The following is an 18,175-nucleotide window of genomic DNA, read 5'->3' as shown; positions in this document are numbered from 1 at the left end:
ATCAGCCCTGACGCGACCGCCACGACGCCGGCGACAGCAGGCCGTGCTCGGCGAGGCGGTCCCAGAACTTATCCGGTGTGCCGCCCAGCTCGGCCGCGTCCGCCCACGCCTGCTCCCACACCCCGGTGGTCAAGGTGGACCGGCTCGGTGGCTGCCAGATCTGGCCGCGGGCCCGCACCGCCTTGACCGCGGCGCCGGGTAGGCCACCCCAGCTGGTGACGGCGATCTCGGCGGCCCGCAGCAGCCGGTCGTCGGGGTTGGTGGTCATGGCGCGGGCCAGTTCGGGGGCGTCGGCTCGCAGCAGCCGGCCGAGGGCTGATCGCAGCCGCAGCGCCGCCAACTGCGCCGTGCGGGCGGCGGCGATGCCGGGGTTCCTGGCGAGCGGACGCAACGCCGCGGGCAGAGGTGCGTCATGGGTCAGCGGGGTGAGCTTGGGGCGTACCTCCCCGGCAAGCTCTTGAATCGCCGCGGTGAGGGGGCGCCGGGCCGTGGCACTCCACAACTCCCCCACCTCGCCATCGCGGGCGAGCCATTCGCGCACCGCCCGGGTCAGCGTCACGGGCCGCATGCCCTGCTTGATCAGGTCAGTGAGCAGCGGGTTCAGCTCCTGCGCGGCGGCCACCCGGGCCAGCTGAGCACCCCAGGCGCCGGCCCCGCGCATCGTCGCCGACGGGCGCCGGGCCGCCCGCCGTCGAGCCGGAAATTCGGGAAAATTCGCATCTTCCGGTACGTCCACAGCCACGTGGTAGTTCTCGTCACGAAACGCCGCCGCCTCCGGGTGAGCCGGATCCGGCAGCAGAGAAGCCGGGCGGCCGGGACCGGGCGCGACGACACCCTCGGGGTAGCCGTTGAGCCGCGCGATGGCATGGGTCAAATCGGCCAGCCACTCGGTGCCGGTGTCCAGGAACTCCGCCCGCACCTGCGGCGGGATCCGGGTGTCGCCGAGCACTACACAGGCCCGGCGCAGCACCGACTCGCCGTAGTCGCGGGCCACCCTGAGCCGCTCCTCGGCATTTGCCGGGACCAGGTTGCGCAGGTAGTTCGCCGGGCGTGCGGGGTGCCGGGTGAGTCCCTCGACCCGGCGTGCCGATTCGGTGTACTCGCGGGTGGTCAGCAACCCGGCGGCCTCGTCGATGGCGGTGCGGTGCTGCTCCAGGGCCGTGCAGGAATCGGTCAGGGCGGCGGTGATGGCAACGCTGACCAGCACGGCGTCGAGGCCGGCGGGGTCGAGCAGTCCGGCGGCGGAGGCGGCCAGGCGCAGCGCGGCGAAGCGGTGCCCGGCCCGAGCGGCGGCTGCGGCGGCGCCCGACTGTCCGAAAAGGTTCACCAGGATCGGATCGTGGCCGCCGGCCTGCCCGGTGGTCAGCAGCGCGACCAGGGCGTCGCGCCGGTCTCCCGTACCGCCGTCGATGCGGGCTGAGCGGAACCCGTCGCCCAGATCGACGTCGGCGCCGGCCGCAACCACCCCGGCGGTTTCGATGAGCGCTGCGAGCCGGTCCAGGGCGGCCGCGCCGTCCACAGTGGCCGGGCCAACGGCCACGGGAGCGCCGGGGGCCAGTCCGATGAGCGACAGAACCTGGGTTCCCGCGCGTGGGCGCACACCGCCGAGCAGGGTGAACTCCATGCGACCATGATGAACCGGTGCGCCAAGCGAATTACTCGGGCATGAAGGTTCTCCCACGAGTTGACCGCGACCACTAGTTTGTGGCAGTGAAAATCCGGTATATGTTGCACAACGCGTACGGGACTGGTGGCACCATCCGTACGGTCGTCAACCAGGCCAATGCCCTGTGCGCCGAGCATGACGTCGAGGTCGCCAGCGTGTACCGCTCGACCCGGGAGATGGTGTTCCCCCTCGACCCGCGGGTGCGCCTGGTGTCGCTGACGGATCTGCGCGAGGACGGCTCGCGGTGGACCGACAAACCGGGCACGAATTCGCGGTTCTGGCGCAAGACGCGGCGCTTCGCCAACCCGATGCCGCAGCGCCACGACTTCCGCTACCGCCGCTGGGATCCGCTGGTCGACTTCAAGGTGCTGCGCTATGTGCGCGCCCAGCGCGACGCCGTGCTGGTGACCACGCGGCCCGGGCTCAACCTGATGTCGGCCTGGTTCGCGCCGCGCCGGCTGGTGCGGGTGGGTCAGGACCACATGAACCTGAGCAGTTACAAGCCGGCGCTGCGCGAGGCGATCGTGCGCGCCTACCCGCGACTGGACGCGGTCACCGTGCTGACCGAAGCCGATTTGGCCGAGTATCGCGGCGCGGTGGGTGCGAGGGTGCGGCTGGAGCGCATTCCCAACGGCGTTCCGCCGCGTCCGGACGTACCGGGGCAAAAGCGTGCCCCGATCCTGCTCGCGGCCGGACGCCTGAGCCGGCAGAAGGGTTTCGATCTGCTGATCGACGCGTTCGTGCAGGTGCATGCCGTGCACCCGGACTGGCAGCTGCACATCTTCGGCGAGGGCAAGGCGCGGCCCAAGCTGACCGCCCAGATCGAGGAGCGCGGGCTCAAGGGCGTCGTGCGCCTGCGCGGGCTGACCCGCAACCTGGACGCCGAGCTGAACAAGGTGTCGGCGTTCGTGCTCAGCTCCCGCAAGGAAGGGCTGCCGATGGTGCTGCTCGAGGCGATGGGTGCGGGGCTGCCGGTGGTGGCGTTCGACTGCCCGACCGGGCCCGCCGAGGTGGTGGAGAACGAGGTGAACGGGTTGCTGATCCCGGCCGAGGATGTCGATGCCCTGGCCGCCGGGATGATCCGGATGATCACCCAGCCGCACGAGCGGGAGAAGTTCGCCGCCGCCGCCCGCGTGACCAGCGCCGATTATTCGATGCCGGTGATCGCAGCCAGGTGGGAGACGTTGTTCACCGACCTCCGGTCCTGAGGTTTGCGCGCACCGGGTACCCTCCGCCGCGTCCGCACATGAAACGATCTCGGGGAACCGATGCGCCGATCTGACCGCAATTTCTTCACCAACGCCGGCATGCTGACCGTCTGCGGCCTGCTTTCCGGCGTCGTCGTGGCGGCGGCTGCGTTCCCGGCAGTGGCCATGTCCGGGCTGGCCGCCAAGGCCGGCGGCGAGTCGTTCGCCGCGTTGCCCAGCGAGCTGCGCAAGGCCACCGCCCCGCAGGTGAGCCGGGTGGTGGCCGCCGACGGCAAGACCGAGATCGCGGTCTTCTACGATGAGTTCCGCAGCGACGTCCCGCTCAAGGACATCAGCAAGAACATGCTCAACGCCATCGTCGCGGCCGAGGACCACAAGTTCTACAAGCACAACGGCGTCGACCTCAAGGGCGTGGCCCGCGCGATCGTCAGCAACAACAGCGAATCCAACGGCGGTCAGCAGGGTGCCTCCACGCTGACCATGCAGTACGTGCGCATGTCGCTGTCCTACTCGGCGCAGAACTTCCAGGAAGTCGTCGACGCCACCGAGGACACCCCGCAACGCAAGCTCACCGAGATGAAGTACGCGATGCAGGTGGAGAAGGAGCTCAGCAAGGAGCAGATCCTGCAGGGTTACCTCAACCAGGCGCCGTTCGGCAACGGCGCGTACGGCATCTCCGCGGCCTCGCAGGTCTACTTCCAGAAGAAGCCCAAGGATCTCAGCGTGCCCGAGGCGGCGCTGCTGGCCGGCATGGTCAAGGCGCCGACCGGTTTCGACCCGACCACGCCGACGGGCTACCCGGCGGCGCTGGACCGGCGCAACTGGGTGATCGGCAACATGCGCGACCTCAACTACATCACCGCGAAGCAGGCCGCCGACGCCACCAAGGTCAAGCTCGGGCACGAGGCCAAGCGGTCGGGCAACGGCTGCGCGGCGGTCAAGAAGAACGAGTGGGGCTTCTTCTGCGACTACTTCTACCGGTGGTGGCTCAGCCGCGAAGAGTTCGGCAAGAACACCTACGACCGGGAGCGCCGGCTCAAAAGCGGCGGCTACCGCATCCAGGCGTCGATGGACGTGGCGGCCACGGCGTCGACCCGGGCCGCGGTGGCGGATCAGATCGGCATCAACAACCGCGACGCGCTGCTGCTGGCCGCGGTGCAGCCGGGCACCGGCCGGGTCAAGGCGCTGGCTGCGAACCGCCGGTACAAACTCGACGGTGGGCCGCACCCGCAGAACAAGTTGTCCTCGGACCCGAAAAAGGCGGCCAAGAAGATTCGCGGCACCTACCCGAACACCACGAACCCGCTGCTGAGCGGGGGCGGGGACATCACCGGCTACCAGGCCGGCTCGGTGTTCAAGATGTTCACCATGGTCGCGGCGCTGGAGAACGGCTACCCGCTGCCGTACACGATCAACACGACGTACCAGTACAAGAGCTCGCTGTATCTGGACTCCGGGGCTCCGGCGGAGTGCAACGGCCATTACTGCCCGCGCAACGCCTCGCAGAGTGAGAAGGGGCCGTACAACATGTGGTCGGGCTTCGGCAGCTCGGTCAACACCTACTTCGTGCCGCTGGAGGAGAGCGTCGGCGCGGAGAAGGTGGTCGACGTGGCGCACCGCTTCGGCGTGAAGTTCCGCGACCCGCACGACAACGACCTGGCCACCAAGTACGCCCACGACTGGGGGTCGTTCACCCTGGGCGTGTCCTCGTCAACCCCGCTGGACATGGCCAACGCCTACGCCACGCTGGCCGCCGACGGCATGTACTGCGAACCCACCCCGGTGCAACTGATCTCCACCATGACCGGTGAGAAGCTGGACGTGGGCAAGCCGCACTGCAAGCGCGCCACCACCGCCGACGTGGCCCGCGCGGCGATCGACGCGGCCCGCTGCCCGGTCGGTGACTCGGCCCAGCTGGGCTCGTGCGGCGGGCACGCCACCGCGGCGGGGGCCCGCTATGCGGTGGGCCACCCGATCTTCGGCAAGACCGGCACCACCGACAACGACAAGACGGCCTCGCTGATCATCAGCACCCGGTCGATGACGGTGGCGGGCTACCTGGTCAACCCGGACTACCAGAACCACCCGTACAAGATGCGTCACGACGTGGTGAACCCGGCGGTCGAGAAGGCCCTGCACGACATCATGAAGGGCAAGTCCAAGCAGCAGTTCAAGAAGCCGAAGAGTACGAAGATCTCGGTCGGCGAGCAGCGCGACATCCCCGGCGTGAAGTGCACCAGCGTCGAGGAGGCCACCAGCCGCGTGCAGGGGGCCGGATTCGTGGCCGCGGTCGGCGCCGAGGTCGCCTCGGACTGCCCGAAGGGTCAGGCGGCCGGCACCGAGCCGTCCGGGCGCACGATCAAGGGTGGCTTCGTGAGCATCCAGGTCAGCGCGGGTCCCCAGCCCGGCTCGGCACCGTCGGGTGGGCCACAACCGGGCCGTTGATCCTCGAGTCGCCCGCCGGCTCACCGATAACAGCAAGACGCTGGTGCGCCGCTTCCGATACTGATCAGCCGCAGGCACCCCGCTCCGGCGGGGCGCCTGCCCGGTCTCCCCTCCGCCATCGGCACGGCGGTCGATGGGAAGGTAGAGTGCGCACCGCTATGACCATGCCCTTGCGTACCGGCGAACCGGCCCAGCTCGGCGACTACAAGCTGGAGGCCCGGCTGGGGTCCGGCGGCATGGGCACTGTCTACCTGGGCCGGGCCCGCGACGGGCGGCGGGTCGCCATCAAGGTCATCCGCCAGGATCTGTCCTGGGATGACGAGCTGCGCGGGCGGTTCCGCTCGGAGGTCAACCGGGTCCGCCAGGTGCCCTCGTTCTCCACCGCCGCGGTGCTCGACGCCGACCCCGATCACGACCCGCCGTACCTGGTGGTCGAGTACGTGGACGGCCCCAGCCTGGCCACCGTGGTGCGCGAGCGCGGCCCGCTGAGCAGCGACGCGCTGCACAGCATGGCGATCGGCATCAGCACCGCGCTCGTGGCCATCCACGGCGCCGGGGTGATCCACCGCGACCTCAAGCCGGGGAACGTGCTGTTCGCGCTGGGCGGCGTCAAGGTCATCGACTTCGGCATCGCCCGCCCGCTGGAGGTCACCAGCCAGCACACCCGCACCGACCAGATGGTGGGCACGGTGGCCTACATGGCCCCGGAGCGCTTCGACACCGACTCGGCCGGCCCGGTGACCCCGGCCGCCGACATCTTCGCGTGGGGTGTGGTGGTGATGTTCGCCGCCACCGGCCGCACCCCGTTCGGCGCGGAATCCGCCCCGGCCACCGCGATGCGCATCCTCACCCAGGAGCCCGACCTGACCGGGCTCACCGCTCCGTTGCGCACGCTCGTGGCCAGCGCGCTGGCCACGAGCGTGCGCAACGGAGCGGTGAGCCCGGTCAGGTCGGGCTCCTGGGTGAGGATGCGCATCGCGGTGGCCGGGGCGGATTCCGCGCCGAACGGGGTGCGGCCGGTGGCGGCGAACATCACCACCACACCCCACGCGAAGATGTCGGCGGCCGGGGTCACCGGGCCGGCCGAGTCGGTGTCGAAGCGCTCCGGGGCCATGTAGGCCACCGTGCCCACCATCTGGTCGGTGCGGGTGTGCTGGCTGGTGACCTCCAGCGGGCGGGCGATGCCGAAGTCGATGACCTTGACGCCGCCCAGCGCGAACAGCACGTTCCCCGGCTTGAGGTCGCGGTGGATCACCCCGGCGCCGTGGATGGCCACGAGCGCGGTGCTGATGCCGATCGCCATGCTGTGCAGCGCGTCGCTGCTCAGCGGGCCGCGCTCGCGCACCACGGTGGCCAGGCTGGGGCCGTCCACGTACTCGACCACCAGGTACGGCGGGTCGTGATCGGGGTCGGCGTCGAGCACCGCGGCGGTGGAGAACGAGGGCACCTGGCGGACCCGGTTGACCTCCGAGCGGAACCGCCCGCGCAGCTCGTCATCCCAGGACAGATCCTGGCGGATGACCTTGATGGCGACCCGCCGCCCGTCGCGGGCCCGGCCCAGGTAGACAGTGCCCATGCCGCCGGACCCCAGCCGGGCCTCCAGCTTGTAGTCGCCGAGCTGGGCCGGTTCGCCGGTACGCAAGGGCATGGTCATAGCGGTGCGCACTCTACCTTCCCATCGACCGCCGTGCCGATGGCGGAGGGGAGACCGGGCAGGCGCCCCGCCGGAGCGGGGTGCCTGCGGCTGATCAGTATCGGAAGCGGCGCACCAGCGTCTTGCTGTTATCGGTGAGCCGGCGGGCGACTCGAGGATCAACGGCCCGGTTGTGGCCCACCCGACGGTGCCGAGCCGGGCTGGGGACCCGCGCTGACCTGGATGCTCACGAAGCCACCCTTGATCGTGCGCCCGGACGGCTCGGTGCCGGCCGCCTGACCCTTCGGGCAGTCCGAGGCGACCTCGGCGCCGACCGCGGCCACGAATCCGGCCCCCTGCACGCGGCTGGTGGCCTCCTCGACGCTGGTGCACTTCACGCCGGGGATGTCGCGCTGCTCGCCGACCGAGATCTTCGTACTCTTCGGCTTCTTGAACTGCTGCTTGGACTTGCCCTTCATGATGTCGTGCAGGGCCTTCTCGACCGCCGGGTTCACCACGTCGTGACGCATCTTGTACGGGTGGTTCTGGTAGTCCGGGTTGACCAGGTAGCCCGCCACCGTCATCGACCGGGTGCTGATGATCAGCGAGGCCGTCTTGTCGTTGTCGGTGGTGCCGGTCTTGCCGAAGATCGGGTGGCCCACCGCATAGCGGGCCCCCGCCGCGGTGGCGTGCCCGCCGCACGAGCCCAGCTGGGCCGAGTCACCGACCGGGCAGCGGGCCGCGTCGATCGCCGCGCGGGCCACGTCGGCGGTGGTGGCGCGCTTGCAGTGCGGCTTGCCCACGTCCAGCTTCTCACCGGTCATGGTGGAGATCAGTTGCACCGGGGTGGGTTCGCAGTACATGCCGTCGGCGGCCAGCGTGGCGTAGGCGTTGGCCATGTCCAGCGGGGTTGACGAGGACACGCCCAGGGTGAACGACCCCCAGTCGTGGGCGTACTTGGTGGCCAGGTCGTTGTCGTGCGGGTCGCGGAACTTCACGCCGAAGCGGTGCGCCACGTCGACCACCTTCTCCGCGCCGACGCTCTCCTCCAGCGGCACGAAGTAGGTGTTGACCGAGCTGCCGAAGCCCGACCACATGTTGTACGGCCCCTTCTCACTCTGCGAGGCGTTGCGCGGGCAGTAATGGCCGTTGCACTCCGCCGGAGCCCCGGAGTCCAGATACAGCGAGCTCTTGTACTGGTACGTCGTGTTGATCGTGTACGGCAGCGGGTAGCCGTTCTCCAGCGCCGCGACCATGGTGAACATCTTGAACACCGAGCCGGCCTGGTAGCCGGTGATGTCCCCGCCCCCGCTCAGCAGCGGGTTCGTGGTGTTCGGGTAGGTGCCGCGAATCTTCTTGGCCGCCTTTTTCGGGTCCGAGGACAACTTGTTCTGCGGGTGCGGCCCACCGTCGAGTTTGTACCGGCGGTTCGCAGCCAGCGCCTTGACCCGGCCGGTGCCCGGCTGCACCGCGGCCAGCAGCAGCGCGTCGCGGTTGTTGATGCCGATCTGATCCGCCACCGCGGCCCGGGTCGACGCCGTGGCCGCCACGTCCATCGACGCCTGGATGCGGTAGCCGCCGCTTTTGAGCCGGCGCTCCCGGTCGTAGGTGTTCTTGCCGAACTCTTCGCGGCTGAGCCACCACCGGTAGAAGTAGTCGCAGAAGAAGCCCCACTCGTTCTTCTTGACCGCCGCGCAGCCGTTGCCCGACCGCTTGGCCTCGTGCCCGAGCTTGACCTTGGTGGCGTCGGCGGCCTGCTTCGCGGTGATGTAGTTGAGGTCGCGCATGTTGCCGATCACCCAGTTGCGCCGGTCCAGCGCCGCCGGGTAGCCCGTCGGCGTGGTCGGGTCGAAACCGGTCGGCGCCTTGACCATGCCGGCCAGCAGCGCCGCCTCGGGCACGCTGAGATCCTTGGGCTTCTTCTGGAAGTAGACCTGCGAGGCCGCGGAGATGCCGTACGCGCCGTTGCCGAACGGCGCCTGGTTGAGGTAACCCTGCAGGATCTGCTCCTTGCTGAGCTCCTTCTCCACCTGCATCGCGTACTTCATCTCGGTGAGCTTGCGTTGCGGGGTGTCCTCGGTGGCGTCGACGACTTCCTGGAAGTTCTGCGCCGAGTAGGACAGCGACATGCGCACGTACTGCATGGTCAGCGTGGAGGCACCCTGCTGACCGCCGTTGGATTCGCTGTTGTTGCTGACGATCGCGCGGGCCACGCCCTTGAGGTCGACGCCGTTGTGCTTGTAGAACTTGTGGTCCTCGGCCGCGACGATGGCGTTGAGCATGTTCTTGCTGATGTCCTTGAGCGGGACGTCGCTGCGGAACTCATCGTAGAAGACCGCGATCTCGGTCTTGCCGTCGGCGGCCACCACCCGGCTCACCTGCGGGGCGGTGGCCTTGCGCAGCTCGCTGGGCAACGCGGCGAACGACTCGCCGCCGGCCTTGGCGGCCAGCCCGGACATGGCCACTGCCGGGAACGCAGCCGCCGCCACGACGACGCCGGAAAGCAGGCCGCAGACGGTCAGCATGCCGGCGTTGGTGAAGAAATTGCGGTCAGATCGGCGCATCGGTTCCCCGAGATCGTTTCATGTGCGGACGCGGCGGAGGGTACCCGGTGCGCGCAAACCTCAGGACCGGAGGTCGGTGAACAACGTCTCCCACCTGGCTGCGATCACCGGCATCGAATAATCGGCGCTGGTCACGCGGGCGGCGGCGGCGAACTTCTCCCGCTCGTGCGGCTGGGTGATCATCCGGATCATCCCGGCGGCCAGGGCATCGACATCCTCGGCCGGGATCAGCAACCCGTTCACCTCGTTCTCCACCACCTCGGCGGGCCCGGTCGGGCAGTCGAACGCCACCACCGGCAGCCCCGCACCCATCGCCTCGAGCAGCACCATCGGCAGCCCTTCCTTGCGGGAGCTGAGCACGAACGCCGACACCTTGTTCAGCTCGGCGTCCAGGTTGCGGGTCAGCCCGCGCAGGCGCACGACGCCCTTGAGCCCGCGCTCCTCGATCTGGGCGGTCAGCTTGGGCCGCGCCTTGCCCTCGCCGAAGATGTGCAGCTGCCAGTCCGGGTGCACGGCATGCACCTGCACGAACGCGTCGATCAGCAGATCGAAACCCTTCTGCCGGCTCAGGCGTCCGGCCGCGAGCAGGATCGGGGCACGCTTTTGCCCCGGTACGTCCGGACGCGGCGGAACGCCGTTGGGAATGCGCTCCAGCCGCACCCTCGCACCCACCGCGCCGCGATACTCGGCCAAATCGGCTTCGGTCAGCACGGTGACCGCGTCCAGTCGCGGGTAGGCGCGCACGATCGCCTCGCGCAGCGCCGGCTTGTAACTGCTCAGGTTCATGTGGTCCTGACCCACCCGCACCAGCCGGCGCGGCGCGAACCAGGCCGACATCAGGTTGAGCCCGGGCCGCGTGGTCACCAGCACGGCGTCGCGCTGGGCGCGCACATAGCGCAGCACCTTGAAGTCGACCAGCGGATCCCAGCGGCGGTAGCGGAAGTCGTGGCGCTGCGGCATCGGGTTGGCGAAGCGCCGCGTCTTGCGCCAGAACCGCGAATTCGTGCCCGGTTTGTCGGTCCACCGCGAGCCGTCCTCGCGCAGATCCGTCAGCGACACCAGGCGCACCCGCGGGTCGAGGGGGAACACCATCTCCCGGGTCGAGCGGTACACGCTGGCGACCTCGACGTCATGCTCGGCGCACAGGGCATTGGCCTGGTTGACGACCGTACGGATGGTGCCACCAGTCCCGTACGCGTTGTGCAACATATACCGGATTTTCACTGCCACAAACTAGTGGTCGCGGTCAACTCGTGGGAGAACCTTCATGCCCGAGTAATTCGCTTGGCGCACCGGTTCATCATGGTCGCATGGAGTTCACCCTGCTCGGCGGTGTGCGCCCACGCGCGGGAACCCAGGTTCTGTCGCTCATCGGACTGGCCCCCGGCGCTCCCGTGGCCGTTGGCCCGGCCACTGTGGACGGCGCGGCCGCCCTGGACCGGCTCGCAGCGCTCATCGAAACCGCCGGGGTGGTTGCGGCCGGCGCCGACGTCGATCTGGGCGACGGGTTCCGCTCAGCCCGCATCGACGGCGGTACGGGAGACCGGCGCGACGCCCTGGTCGCGCTGCTGACCACCGGGCAGGCCGGCGGCCACGATCCGATCCTGGTGAACCTTTTCGGACAGTCGGGCGCCGCCGCAGCCGCCGCTCGGGCCGGGCACCGCTTCGCCGCGCTGCGCCTGGCCGCCTCCGCCGCCGGACTGCTCGACCCCGCCGGCCTCGACGCCGTGCTGGTCAGCGTTGCCATCACCGCCGCCCTGACCGATTCCTGCACGGCCCTGGAGCAGCACCGCACCGCCATCGACGAGGCCGCCGGGTTGCTGACCACCCGCGAGTACACCGAATCGGCACGCCGGGTCGAGGGACTCACCCGGCACCCCGCACGCCCGGCGAACTACCTGCGCAACCTGGTCCCGGCAAATGCCGAGGAGCGGCTCAGGGTGGCCCGCGACTACGGCGAGTCGGTGCTGCGCCGGGCCTGTGTAGTGCTCGGCGACACCCGGATCCCGCCGCAGGTGCGGGCGGAGTTCCTGGACACCGGCACCGAGTGGCTGGCCGATTTGACCCATGCCATCGCGCGGCTCAACGGCTACCCCGAGGGTGTCGTCGCGCCCGGTCCCGGCCGCCCGGCTTCTCTGCTGCCGGATCCGGCTCACCCGGAGGCGGCGGCGTTTCGTGACGAGAACTACCACGTGGCTGTGGACGTACCGGAAGATGCGAATTTTCCCGAATTTCCGGCTCGACGGCGGGCGGCCCGGCGCCCGTCGGCGACGATGCGCGGGGCCGGCGCCTGGGGTGCTCAGCTGGCCCGGGTGGCCGCCGCGCAGGAGCTGAACCCGCTGCTCACTGACCTGATCAAGCAGGGCATGCGGCCCGTGACGCTGACCCGGGCGGTGCGCGAATGGCTCGCCCGCGATGGCGAGGTGGGGGAGTTGTGGAGTGCCACGGCCCGGCGCCCCCTCACCGCGGCGATTCAAGAGCTTGCCGGGGAGGTACGCCCCAAGCTCACCCCGCTGACCCATGACGCACCTCTGCCCGCGGCGTTGCGTCCGCTCGCCAGGAACCCCGGCATCGCCGCCGCCCGCACGGCGCAGTTGGCGGCGCTGCGGCTGCGATCAGCCCTCGGCCGGCTGCTGCGAGCCGACGCCCCCGAACTGGCCCGCGCCATGACCACCAACCCCGACGACCGGCTGCTGCGGGCCGCCGAGATCGCCGTCACCAGCTGGGGTGGCCTACCCGGCGCCGCGGTCAAGGCGGTGCGGGCCCGCGGCCAGATCTGGCAGCCACCGAGCCGGTCCACCTTGACCACCGGGGTGTGGGAGCAGGCGTGGGCGGACGCGGCCGAGCTGGGCGGCACACCGGATAAGTTCTGGGACCGCCTCGCCGAGCACGGCCTGCTGTCGCCGGCGTCGTGGCGGTCGCGTCAGGGCTGATCGCGTCAGGGCTGATACAGCTCGGCGATGCGCGCCAGGGTGCCGTCACGCAGCGTGATCACCACTGCGGCATCGTTCTGCGCCAGGGTGCGCACGTAGGCGGACGTGACCTTGCAGGTGGCGCCCTTGTCCATGTCGCCGAGGCAGTCGCCGGTGCCGTCACCCATGCCCCGCAGCTCGACGCCGGCGCGCATCGCCAGCGTCACCCGGGTGTTGCTGTTGACGATGATCAGCTCCTGCGCGCAGCGGTTGTCCACCGGGTCGATGTGCATCTTTGCGCAGTACTGCTGGGCCTGCGCGAACACGATGGGCTCGACGATCGCCGCCCGGTTGCCCGGGTCGAAGGTGAGCAGCTTGGCGCTGGTGACCACGTCCCCGGTCAGCGCGGGAAACACCGGCTGCAACTCGCCGGTGGCCGCGCTGGACGACGGCGCCGCAGACGCGGTGCCGGTGCTGTCCGGGGCGGGGCCGGTGCACGCGGCCAGCGCGAGCAGCATCGGGACGAGAGCGGCGAGCGGGCGCATCAGAACGTCGACAGCTCGATGTGCCCGTCGGGCAGGCGGGCCCCGGAGGCGTCATAGGCACCCAGGTCCGACCATTGGCTGCTGTCGTGCACGTCGGCCGGGTCGAACCAGAACACCGTGGTGCCCGGGTCCTCGCTCCAACGGGCCAGGTGGGCGGTGAGCGTGCGCCCGGTGTCGCGTACGGTGATCGACGCCGGCGTGCCGGAGTAGTAGCCGAACGCGGGCTGCACCGACTTGGCCCCCAGATCCATCTGCGCCTGCATCGGGTGGAAACCGGGCGTGGTGGCGGTGCCCTGGTATTCGCTGATCGTCAGGTCCTCGGTGACCACGTTACCCGGGCGGCGCACCCCGATGGCGAAGCCGAAGTCGCTGGTGTCGTTGACGGCGCCGCCGGTCACGGCGTAGATGACGTACCGGTCGCCGGTGCCGTCCTTCAACCCACCCAGGTCGATGACCTCGCCGAGTGGGCCCTTGACGCCGTTGCCGGACTGGATGCGTGGCTTCTTGCCCGCCTCGGGTGCCTTCGACGCGGGGACCGAGGGTGCCGGTGCGGCGGTGTGCCAGGCCGGGGCGCCCGCCGGGCCGGTCGGTGCGCACCCGGCGACCGCCAGCGTCACGCCCGCGAGCAGGGCGGCGCCGGCCCGGCCGAGGGTCATGACCCGCTCGCCCGGCAGGCTCAGAGGATGCCCGCCGACTTGCAGTCCTGCGCGAAGCGGCCGGTGCACAGCGCCTTCTTGGTGACGAAGCCGTCCTTGATCACCGACGCGACGTCCTTCTTCATGACCTGGATCGGCGACTCGAGCTTGGCCGGCACGTAGGCCCCGGACTCGGGGTCCTTGACCCGGTCGTCGGCGGTGACCTTCTCGCCCTTGAACAGTCCGATCGCGAGTTTGGCGGCGGCGTCCGCCTCCTTGCGGATCGGCTTGTAGACGGTCATGCACTGGTCGCCCGCCAGGATGTTCTGCAGCCCCTGGACCTCGGCGTCCTGCCCGGTCACCGGCACCTTGCCGTTACGCTTGCGCTCCTTGAGGATCTCGATGGCCGCGCTGGCGATGGTGTCGTTGGCCGCCAGCACGGCGTCGATTCTGCCGCCGGTCTGGACGTACATCTCGCGGAACACGGTGACCGCTTCCTCGCGCTTCCAGCCGGCCACCGCCTGGTCGGGACCCTTGAGGTAGGAGCCGTCGTCGAACTTGGGACCGAGGACCGTGTCCGCGCCGTCCTTGAACAGCGTCGCGTTGTTGTCGGTGGTCGAGCCGTTGAGGTAGACGATCCGTGGGGTCTTGACCTTCTTGCTGCTCAGGCACTGCATGAGACCCTTTGCCTGCTGCTGGCCGACCGCCTCGTTGTCGAAGCTGACGTAGTAGTCGGCGCCGCCGTTGAGCGTCAGCCGGTCATAGTCGATGGTCTTGACGCCATTGGCCCGCGCCTTGTCCAGCACGTACTTGCCGCTGTCGGGGTCGAGGGCCGCGATGATCAGCACGGTCGCGCCGTCCGCGATCATCTTGTCGCCGAGGCTGCGGAACTTCGCCGGGTCGCCCTGGGCGTTCTCGATCTCCACCGGGACGTCGGCGGCGTCGAAGGCGGCCTTGAGCAGCTTGGGGTCGTCGGTGCCCCAGCGCTGGCTGGTGGTGGTGTCGGGCAGGATCACCCCGACCTTGCCGGTGCCGTCGCCGCCGCGCGCGGGCACGGCCTTGGCGTCGCCGCCATCATCACTGCAGGCTGCAGTGCCGCTCAGGGCAAGCAGCCCGGCGGCCACAAGGGAAACCAGTCTCCGGCGCACGAGATCTCCTCCAGGGGCGAAAGCGCGGCAAAGGCTACCAGTGCCCGGGGCCACACTCTTGCTGGAGGTGCTCGTCGTGATCGATCTGTTGCGTCAGCCGATCCCCGCCCGGGTGCACGCCACGGCGAAGCGGCCGCTGCACACCGCCTTGCTGGTGGCGAAGCCGTCGGCGATGACCGAGGCCACGTCCTTCTTCATGATCTGGATGGGCGACTCCAGCACGGCGGGCACATAGGCCCCGGACTCGGTGTCCTTGACCCGCGCGTCGGCGACGGCCTTGTCGCCCCTGAACAGCCCGATCGCCAGCTTGGCGGCGGCGTCGGCCTCGCGCTTGATGGGCTTGTAGACGGTCATGCACTGGTCGCCGGTCAGGATGTTCTGCAGCGCCTGCACCTCGGCGTCCTGCCCGGTCACCGGCACCTCGCCGTTGCGCTTGCGCTCCTTGAGGATCTCGATCGCGGCGCTGGCCACGGTGTCGTTCGCCGCCACGACCCCGTCGATCCTGCCGCCGGTCTGGTTGAACATCTCGCGGAAGACCGTCACCGCTTCTTCGCGCTTCCAGCCGGCTACCGACTGGTCCGGTCCCTTGAGGTACGACCCGTCGTCGAACTTGGGTCCGAGCACCGAGTCGTAGCCCTGCTTGTACTGTGAGGCGTTGTTGTCGGTGGGCGCGCCGTTGAGGTACACGATGCGCGGTGTCTTGACGCCCTCGGCGCTCAGGCAGGAGACCAGGCCCTTGCCCTGTAGCTGACCGACCTCTTCGTTGTTGAAGCTGACGTAGTAGTCGGCGCCGCCGTTGAGGGTCAGCCGGTCGTAATCGATGGTCCTCACACCGTTCGATCGAGCCTTGTCGAGAACGTACTTGCCACTGCCGGCGTCAAGATTTACGATCATCAACACGGTCACACCGTCGGCGATCATGCGGTCGCCAATGGTTTTGAAGGTGTCCGGGTTGCCCTGCGCGTTGTCGATCTCCACCGGGACCTTGGCGGCGTCGAAGGCGGCCTTGAGCAGCTTCGGGTCGTCGCTGCCCCAGCGCTGGCTGGTGGTGGTGTCGGGCAGGATCACGCCGACCTTGCCGGTGCCGTCGCCGCCCCGGGTGGGCACGGCCTTGGCGTCACCGTCGTCGTCGCTGCACGCGGCGGTGCCGGTCAAAGTGAACAGGACGGCCGTGGTGAGGGCCACGAGTTTACGGCGCACGACGACAACTCCTTGGGGGCGAGAGCCCGGCCGACGCTACCCGCGTCCGCAACCACGATCACCACGCTGCCCGCGGTTGCTGGCCGAGCGTCGCTTCATGCTGTCTGAGCAGCGGATACCCCTTCGCCTGATCGGGCCGGGAGGCCCCTGAAAACGAGGGTCCCGCGAATACGGCAGGACACCGCAAGATCCCCGCAACCGGTCTTTTGCCGCGCTGGCGCGGTGCCGGGGTGACGGACCCCCGCCGTGGCCACCTGACCCGTCGCCTCACCCCGAAGCCTTCTGACCGGATCCACCGGTGAGAGGGGCCACGCGCGGAGGCCGCCGTTTCGCACCCAAGTTCGCGGCCCGGCCGCCGAAGGGGTTGTCACAGGCGCACCACCGACCCCGCTACCGGGCAGGGCTCACGGGAGTGCACTCGCGGCTTGAGGATTCCGGCGGTTGCGAACCGGAATGCAACCGTCCTGCACTCCACGGGAGTGCCGGGTGGCCGAACAGGCGGGTATGACCGACACACAGATCGTGGAGCTGGGCCTGCAGGCGATGACGATCGCGGCCAAGATGTGCGCGCCGGTGCTCATCACGGCGCTGGTGATCGGTTTCGCCATCTCGCTGTTCCAGTCGGTGACCCAGATTCAGGAAGCGACGCTCTCGTTCGTCCCCAAGGCCGCCGGGGTGGGCGCCGCCATCCTGTTCTCGGGCAACTGGATGCTGCACGAGATGGTCACCTACACCACCCAGCTGTTCGAGCGCATCCCCGACCTGATCTCGTAGGGTCGTCAAGCAGCCGTACCCGCCGCTTTGACCAGTGCGACCGTCTGCTCGATGGTGGCCGCGCGGTCGGCGGCGAACGCGTCGTCGATCAGCACCAGCGGGTCGACCGGATAGACCAGCGCGGAGATGTGCAGGTGCCCGCCCGCGATGTCGGTGGCCCCAAGCTCCAGCCGCAGCCGGTTGGAGCGGTACATGCTCTCGTTCGAGAGGTAGTTCCCGCCGCCCCCGGACTGCGCCTGCCCACCCGCCGACGGGCCGTTCGCGGTGCACGTCACCGGGCCGGTGGGCCGGGTACCGGCGGCCCATTCGCAGATCTGGCGGTTGAGCGCGACCGGCCATGGGCCGGTGCCCGCGTCGATCATCGCCTGGTAGGGCAGCGTGGTTTCGATGAACTCCGGGGCCGGCGACGGCTGCGGCCAGCGCGGCGCCGGCGGGACCTGGCCGGCCGCCCCCTCGTTGTTGTTGTCCGGGGACCCGCCGCGCCACGCGCCGGCCCACTGCTCGATGTTCATCACGCCGCGGTTGCCCTGGCTGATCGTCATGATCAGATCGGCGCGCTCGCGGGCGTGCCGGGTCAGGTGCGGGCCGAACGCGTCCTCCACGACGCCGGCGTCGAAGCCGCTCCAGGTCACCGGGAACACCACCGCCTGCACCCGTACCGTGCGCCCGCCCGAGCGGTAGGTCAGACCGTCGAGCTGCAGTGCGGACGCACCGGAGGGGTTCGAGCGCCGGATCTCATTGTTGAGCTGGTACGGGTCGAAGCCGCTGACCAGCACCTTGGTGACCCCGCGCCCGAAGCCGGTGGAGGTGATGCCGCGCGCCGCATACTCGTAGGCCTTGAGCAGCCCGGCCCGCTCGGCGCCGGTGACGGCGAACCGCGGCGCCCACTGCCGGATGTCCCGGGTGCCCAGCAACCTCGTCCAGTAGAGCGGCCGGTCGTCGTACCGCTCGATCGTGCCCATCTGGATCCGGCCCTGCGCCCGCGCCACGGCCGTGCGCCACAACTGCGCTCCCTGCCGTTGCAGCACGCGTTCCGCAGCGCTCACGGACCGGGCGTGACACAGAGCCTGACGCAAAGCCCGGGGGTACGCCGTGAAGCCGCCCTGCTCGACCAGCTCATAGGGCACCCGCGTCCCACCGGGCAGCGCCGGCGTCTCGATCCGGCTCTCCTCATAGGTGACGGGCAGCGAGCTGTCGACGCACCGGGAAGCGGCCCCCGCGGCCTGCGGTGTGCCGAGCAACGCGGCGGCGCCCAGCGTGACAACAGCGGCGAGTCTGGCGGCGAGCGGACGCATCGGTGCCTCCCCTGGAATCGACGCCCATCACTATAGCTGGCGCAACCCGGACGACAGCCCGGCCGCCACCGTGACGATGCCCGCCCACACCATGGGCTGCGGTGCCGCTCACCGGGGCGATGCCGGTGAGCAGCGCCTGATCGTCTCCGC

Annotated in this window: 13 protein-coding genes and 1 pseudogene; 5 read left to right on the top strand and 9 right to left on the bottom strand. The window is 69.8% G+C overall.

The window, feature by feature from the left end; translation table 11 throughout:
- Position 1: 1 nt before the first annotated feature.
- Positions 2–1,624: a hypothetical protein gene (locus tag TFC3_RS34360; RefSeq protein WP_067510485.1), complete on the bottom strand. Its 1,623-nt coding sequence runs from the start codon at positions 1,622–1,624 to the stop codon at positions 2–4.
- An 86-nt stretch (positions 1,625–1,710) separates the two neighbouring features.
- On the opposite strand from TFC3_RS34360, the gene TFC3_RS34365 reads away from it, so the two are divergent.
- The 3 genes and pseudogenes from TFC3_RS34365 to TFC3_RS34375 form a co-directional block, all read left to right on the top strand.
- Positions 1,711–2,874 carry a glycosyltransferase family 4 protein gene (locus TFC3_RS34365; RefSeq protein ID WP_067510541.1) on the top strand — a complete coding sequence of 388 codons (1,164 nt, stop codon included), beginning with the start codon at positions 1,711–1,713 and terminating at the stop codon, positions 2,872–2,874.
- A gap of 60 nt (positions 2,875–2,934) precedes the next feature.
- The gene (locus tag TFC3_RS34370; protein ID WP_067510486.1) at positions 2,935–5,319 is read left to right on the top strand and encodes a transglycosylase domain-containing protein; all 2,385 of its coding nucleotides are present in this window, start codon (positions 2,935–2,937) and stop codon (positions 5,317–5,319) included.
- A gap of 158 nt (positions 5,320–5,477) precedes the next feature.
- Positions 5,478–6,113 (top strand): annotated as a pseudogene (locus tag TFC3_RS34375) (serine/threonine-protein kinase); the annotation flags it as partial.
- On the opposite strand, the gene TFC3_RS34380 reads toward TFC3_RS34375, so the two are convergent.
- The 3 genes from TFC3_RS34380 to TFC3_RS34390 all read right to left on the bottom strand — a co-directional run bounded on the left by TFC3_RS34380 (position 6,014) and on the right by TFC3_RS34390 (position 10,740).
- Positions 6,014–6,895, bottom strand: a complete 882-nt coding sequence (locus TFC3_RS34380; protein WP_369819737.1) for a serine/threonine-protein kinase — start codon at positions 6,893–6,895, stop codon at positions 6,014–6,016. The pseudogene TFC3_RS34375 and the gene TFC3_RS34380 sit on opposite strands and share 100 nt — an antisense overlap.
- A 236-nt stretch (positions 6,896–7,131) precedes the next feature.
- Positions 7,132–9,516, bottom strand: coding sequence for a transglycosylase domain-containing protein (locus TFC3_RS34385; protein WP_067510486.1), 2,385 nt, complete (start codon positions 9,514–9,516; stop codon positions 7,132–7,134).
- 60 nt (positions 9,517–9,576) lie between these two features.
- Positions 9,577–10,740, bottom strand: coding sequence for a glycosyltransferase family 4 protein (locus TFC3_RS34390; RefSeq protein ID WP_067510541.1), 1,164 nt, complete (start codon positions 10,738–10,740; stop codon positions 9,577–9,579).
- 86 nt (positions 10,741–10,826) lie between these two features.
- Between TFC3_RS34390 and TFC3_RS34395 the strand changes: the two genes are divergently transcribed.
- Entirely contained in the window at positions 10,827–12,449 is a 1,623-nt protein-coding gene (locus tag TFC3_RS34395; protein ID WP_067510485.1) for a hypothetical protein, read from the top strand.
- 5 nt (positions 12,450–12,454) lie between these two features.
- Here the strand turns inward: TFC3_RS34395 and TFC3_RS34400 are convergent, their stop codons facing one another.
- From TFC3_RS34400 to TFC3_RS34415, 4 genes are all read right to left on the bottom strand, one after another.
- A complete protein-coding gene (locus tag TFC3_RS34400) occupies positions 12,455–12,973 on the bottom strand; it encodes a hypothetical protein (RefSeq protein ID WP_067510483.1) in 519 nt (172 codons plus the stop codon).
- Positions 12,973–13,629 carry a hypothetical protein gene (locus TFC3_RS34405; protein WP_067510481.1) on the bottom strand — a complete coding sequence of 219 codons (657 nt, stop codon included), beginning with the start codon at positions 13,627–13,629 and terminating at the stop codon, positions 12,973–12,975. Before TFC3_RS34405 ends, TFC3_RS34400 begins: the two co-directional genes overlap by 1 nt.
- 20 nt (positions 13,630–13,649) lie before the next feature.
- A complete protein-coding gene (locus tag TFC3_RS34410; protein ID WP_067510479.1) occupies positions 13,650–14,756 on the bottom strand; it encodes a sugar ABC transporter substrate-binding protein in 1,107 nt (368 codons plus the stop codon).
- A gap of 93 nt (positions 14,757–14,849) precedes the next feature.
- Positions 14,850–15,956, bottom strand: a complete 1,107-nt coding sequence (locus TFC3_RS34415; RefSeq protein WP_067510477.1) for a sugar ABC transporter substrate-binding protein — start codon at positions 15,954–15,956, stop codon at positions 14,850–14,852.
- 504 nt (positions 15,957–16,460) lie between these two features.
- Here TFC3_RS34415 and fliQ point away from each other — a divergent pair.
- Positions 16,461–16,730, top strand: coding sequence for a flagellar biosynthesis protein FliQ (gene fliQ / locus TFC3_RS34420; protein ID WP_067510539.1), 270 nt, complete (start codon positions 16,461–16,463; stop codon positions 16,728–16,730).
- Between the two features lie 5 nt (positions 16,731–16,735).
- Here fliQ and TFC3_RS34425 read toward each other — a convergent pair whose 3' ends face one another.
- The gene (locus TFC3_RS34425; protein ID WP_067510475.1) at positions 16,736–18,025 is read right to left on the bottom strand and encodes a hypothetical protein; all 1,290 of its coding nucleotides are present in this window, start codon (positions 18,023–18,025) and stop codon (positions 16,736–16,738) included.
- Positions 18,026–18,175: the final 150 nt, after the last annotated feature.

Source organism: Actinoplanes sp. TFC3 (assembly GCF_001553785.1).
Taxonomy (GTDB): Bacteria; Actinomycetota; Actinomycetes; order Mycobacteriales; family Micromonosporaceae; genus Actinoplanes.
The sequence above is the reverse complement of the archived record's forward strand: the minus strand, read 5'-3'. Positions and strand labels throughout refer to the sequence as shown.

Excerpts from the sequence above, each read along its gene's own strand:
- TFC3_RS34395 (WP_067510485.1), top strand. The coding sequence starts at position 10,827 with ATGGAGTTCACCCTGCTCGGCGGTGTGCGCCCACGCGCGGGAACCCAG.
- TFC3_RS34385 (WP_067510486.1), bottom strand. The coding sequence starts at position 9,516 with ATGCGCCGATCTGACCGCAATTTCTTCACCAACGCCGGCATGCTGACC.
- TFC3_RS34370 (WP_067510486.1), top strand. The coding sequence starts at position 2,935 with ATGCGCCGATCTGACCGCAATTTCTTCACCAACGCCGGCATGCTGACC.
- TFC3_RS34380 (WP_369819737.1), bottom strand. The coding sequence starts at position 6,895 with ATGGGCACTGTCTACCTGGGCCGGGCCCGCGACGGGCGGCGGGTCGCC.
- TFC3_RS34360 (WP_067510485.1), bottom strand. The coding sequence starts at position 1,624 with ATGGAGTTCACCCTGCTCGGCGGTGTGCGCCCACGCGCGGGAACCCAG.
- TFC3_RS34400 (WP_067510483.1), bottom strand. The coding sequence starts at position 12,973 with ATGCGCCCGCTCGCCGCTCTCGTCCCGATGCTGCTCGCGCTGGCCGCG.
- TFC3_RS34405 (WP_067510481.1), bottom strand. The coding sequence starts at position 13,629 with ATGACCCTCGGCCGGGCCGGCGCCGCCCTGCTCGCGGGCGTGACGCTG.
- TFC3_RS34425 (WP_067510475.1), bottom strand. The coding sequence starts at position 18,025 with ATGCGTCCGCTCGCCGCCAGACTCGCCGCTGTTGTCACGCTGGGCGCC.
- fliQ (WP_067510539.1), top strand. The coding sequence starts at position 16,461 with ATGACCGACACACAGATCGTGGAGCTGGGCCTGCAGGCGATGACGATC.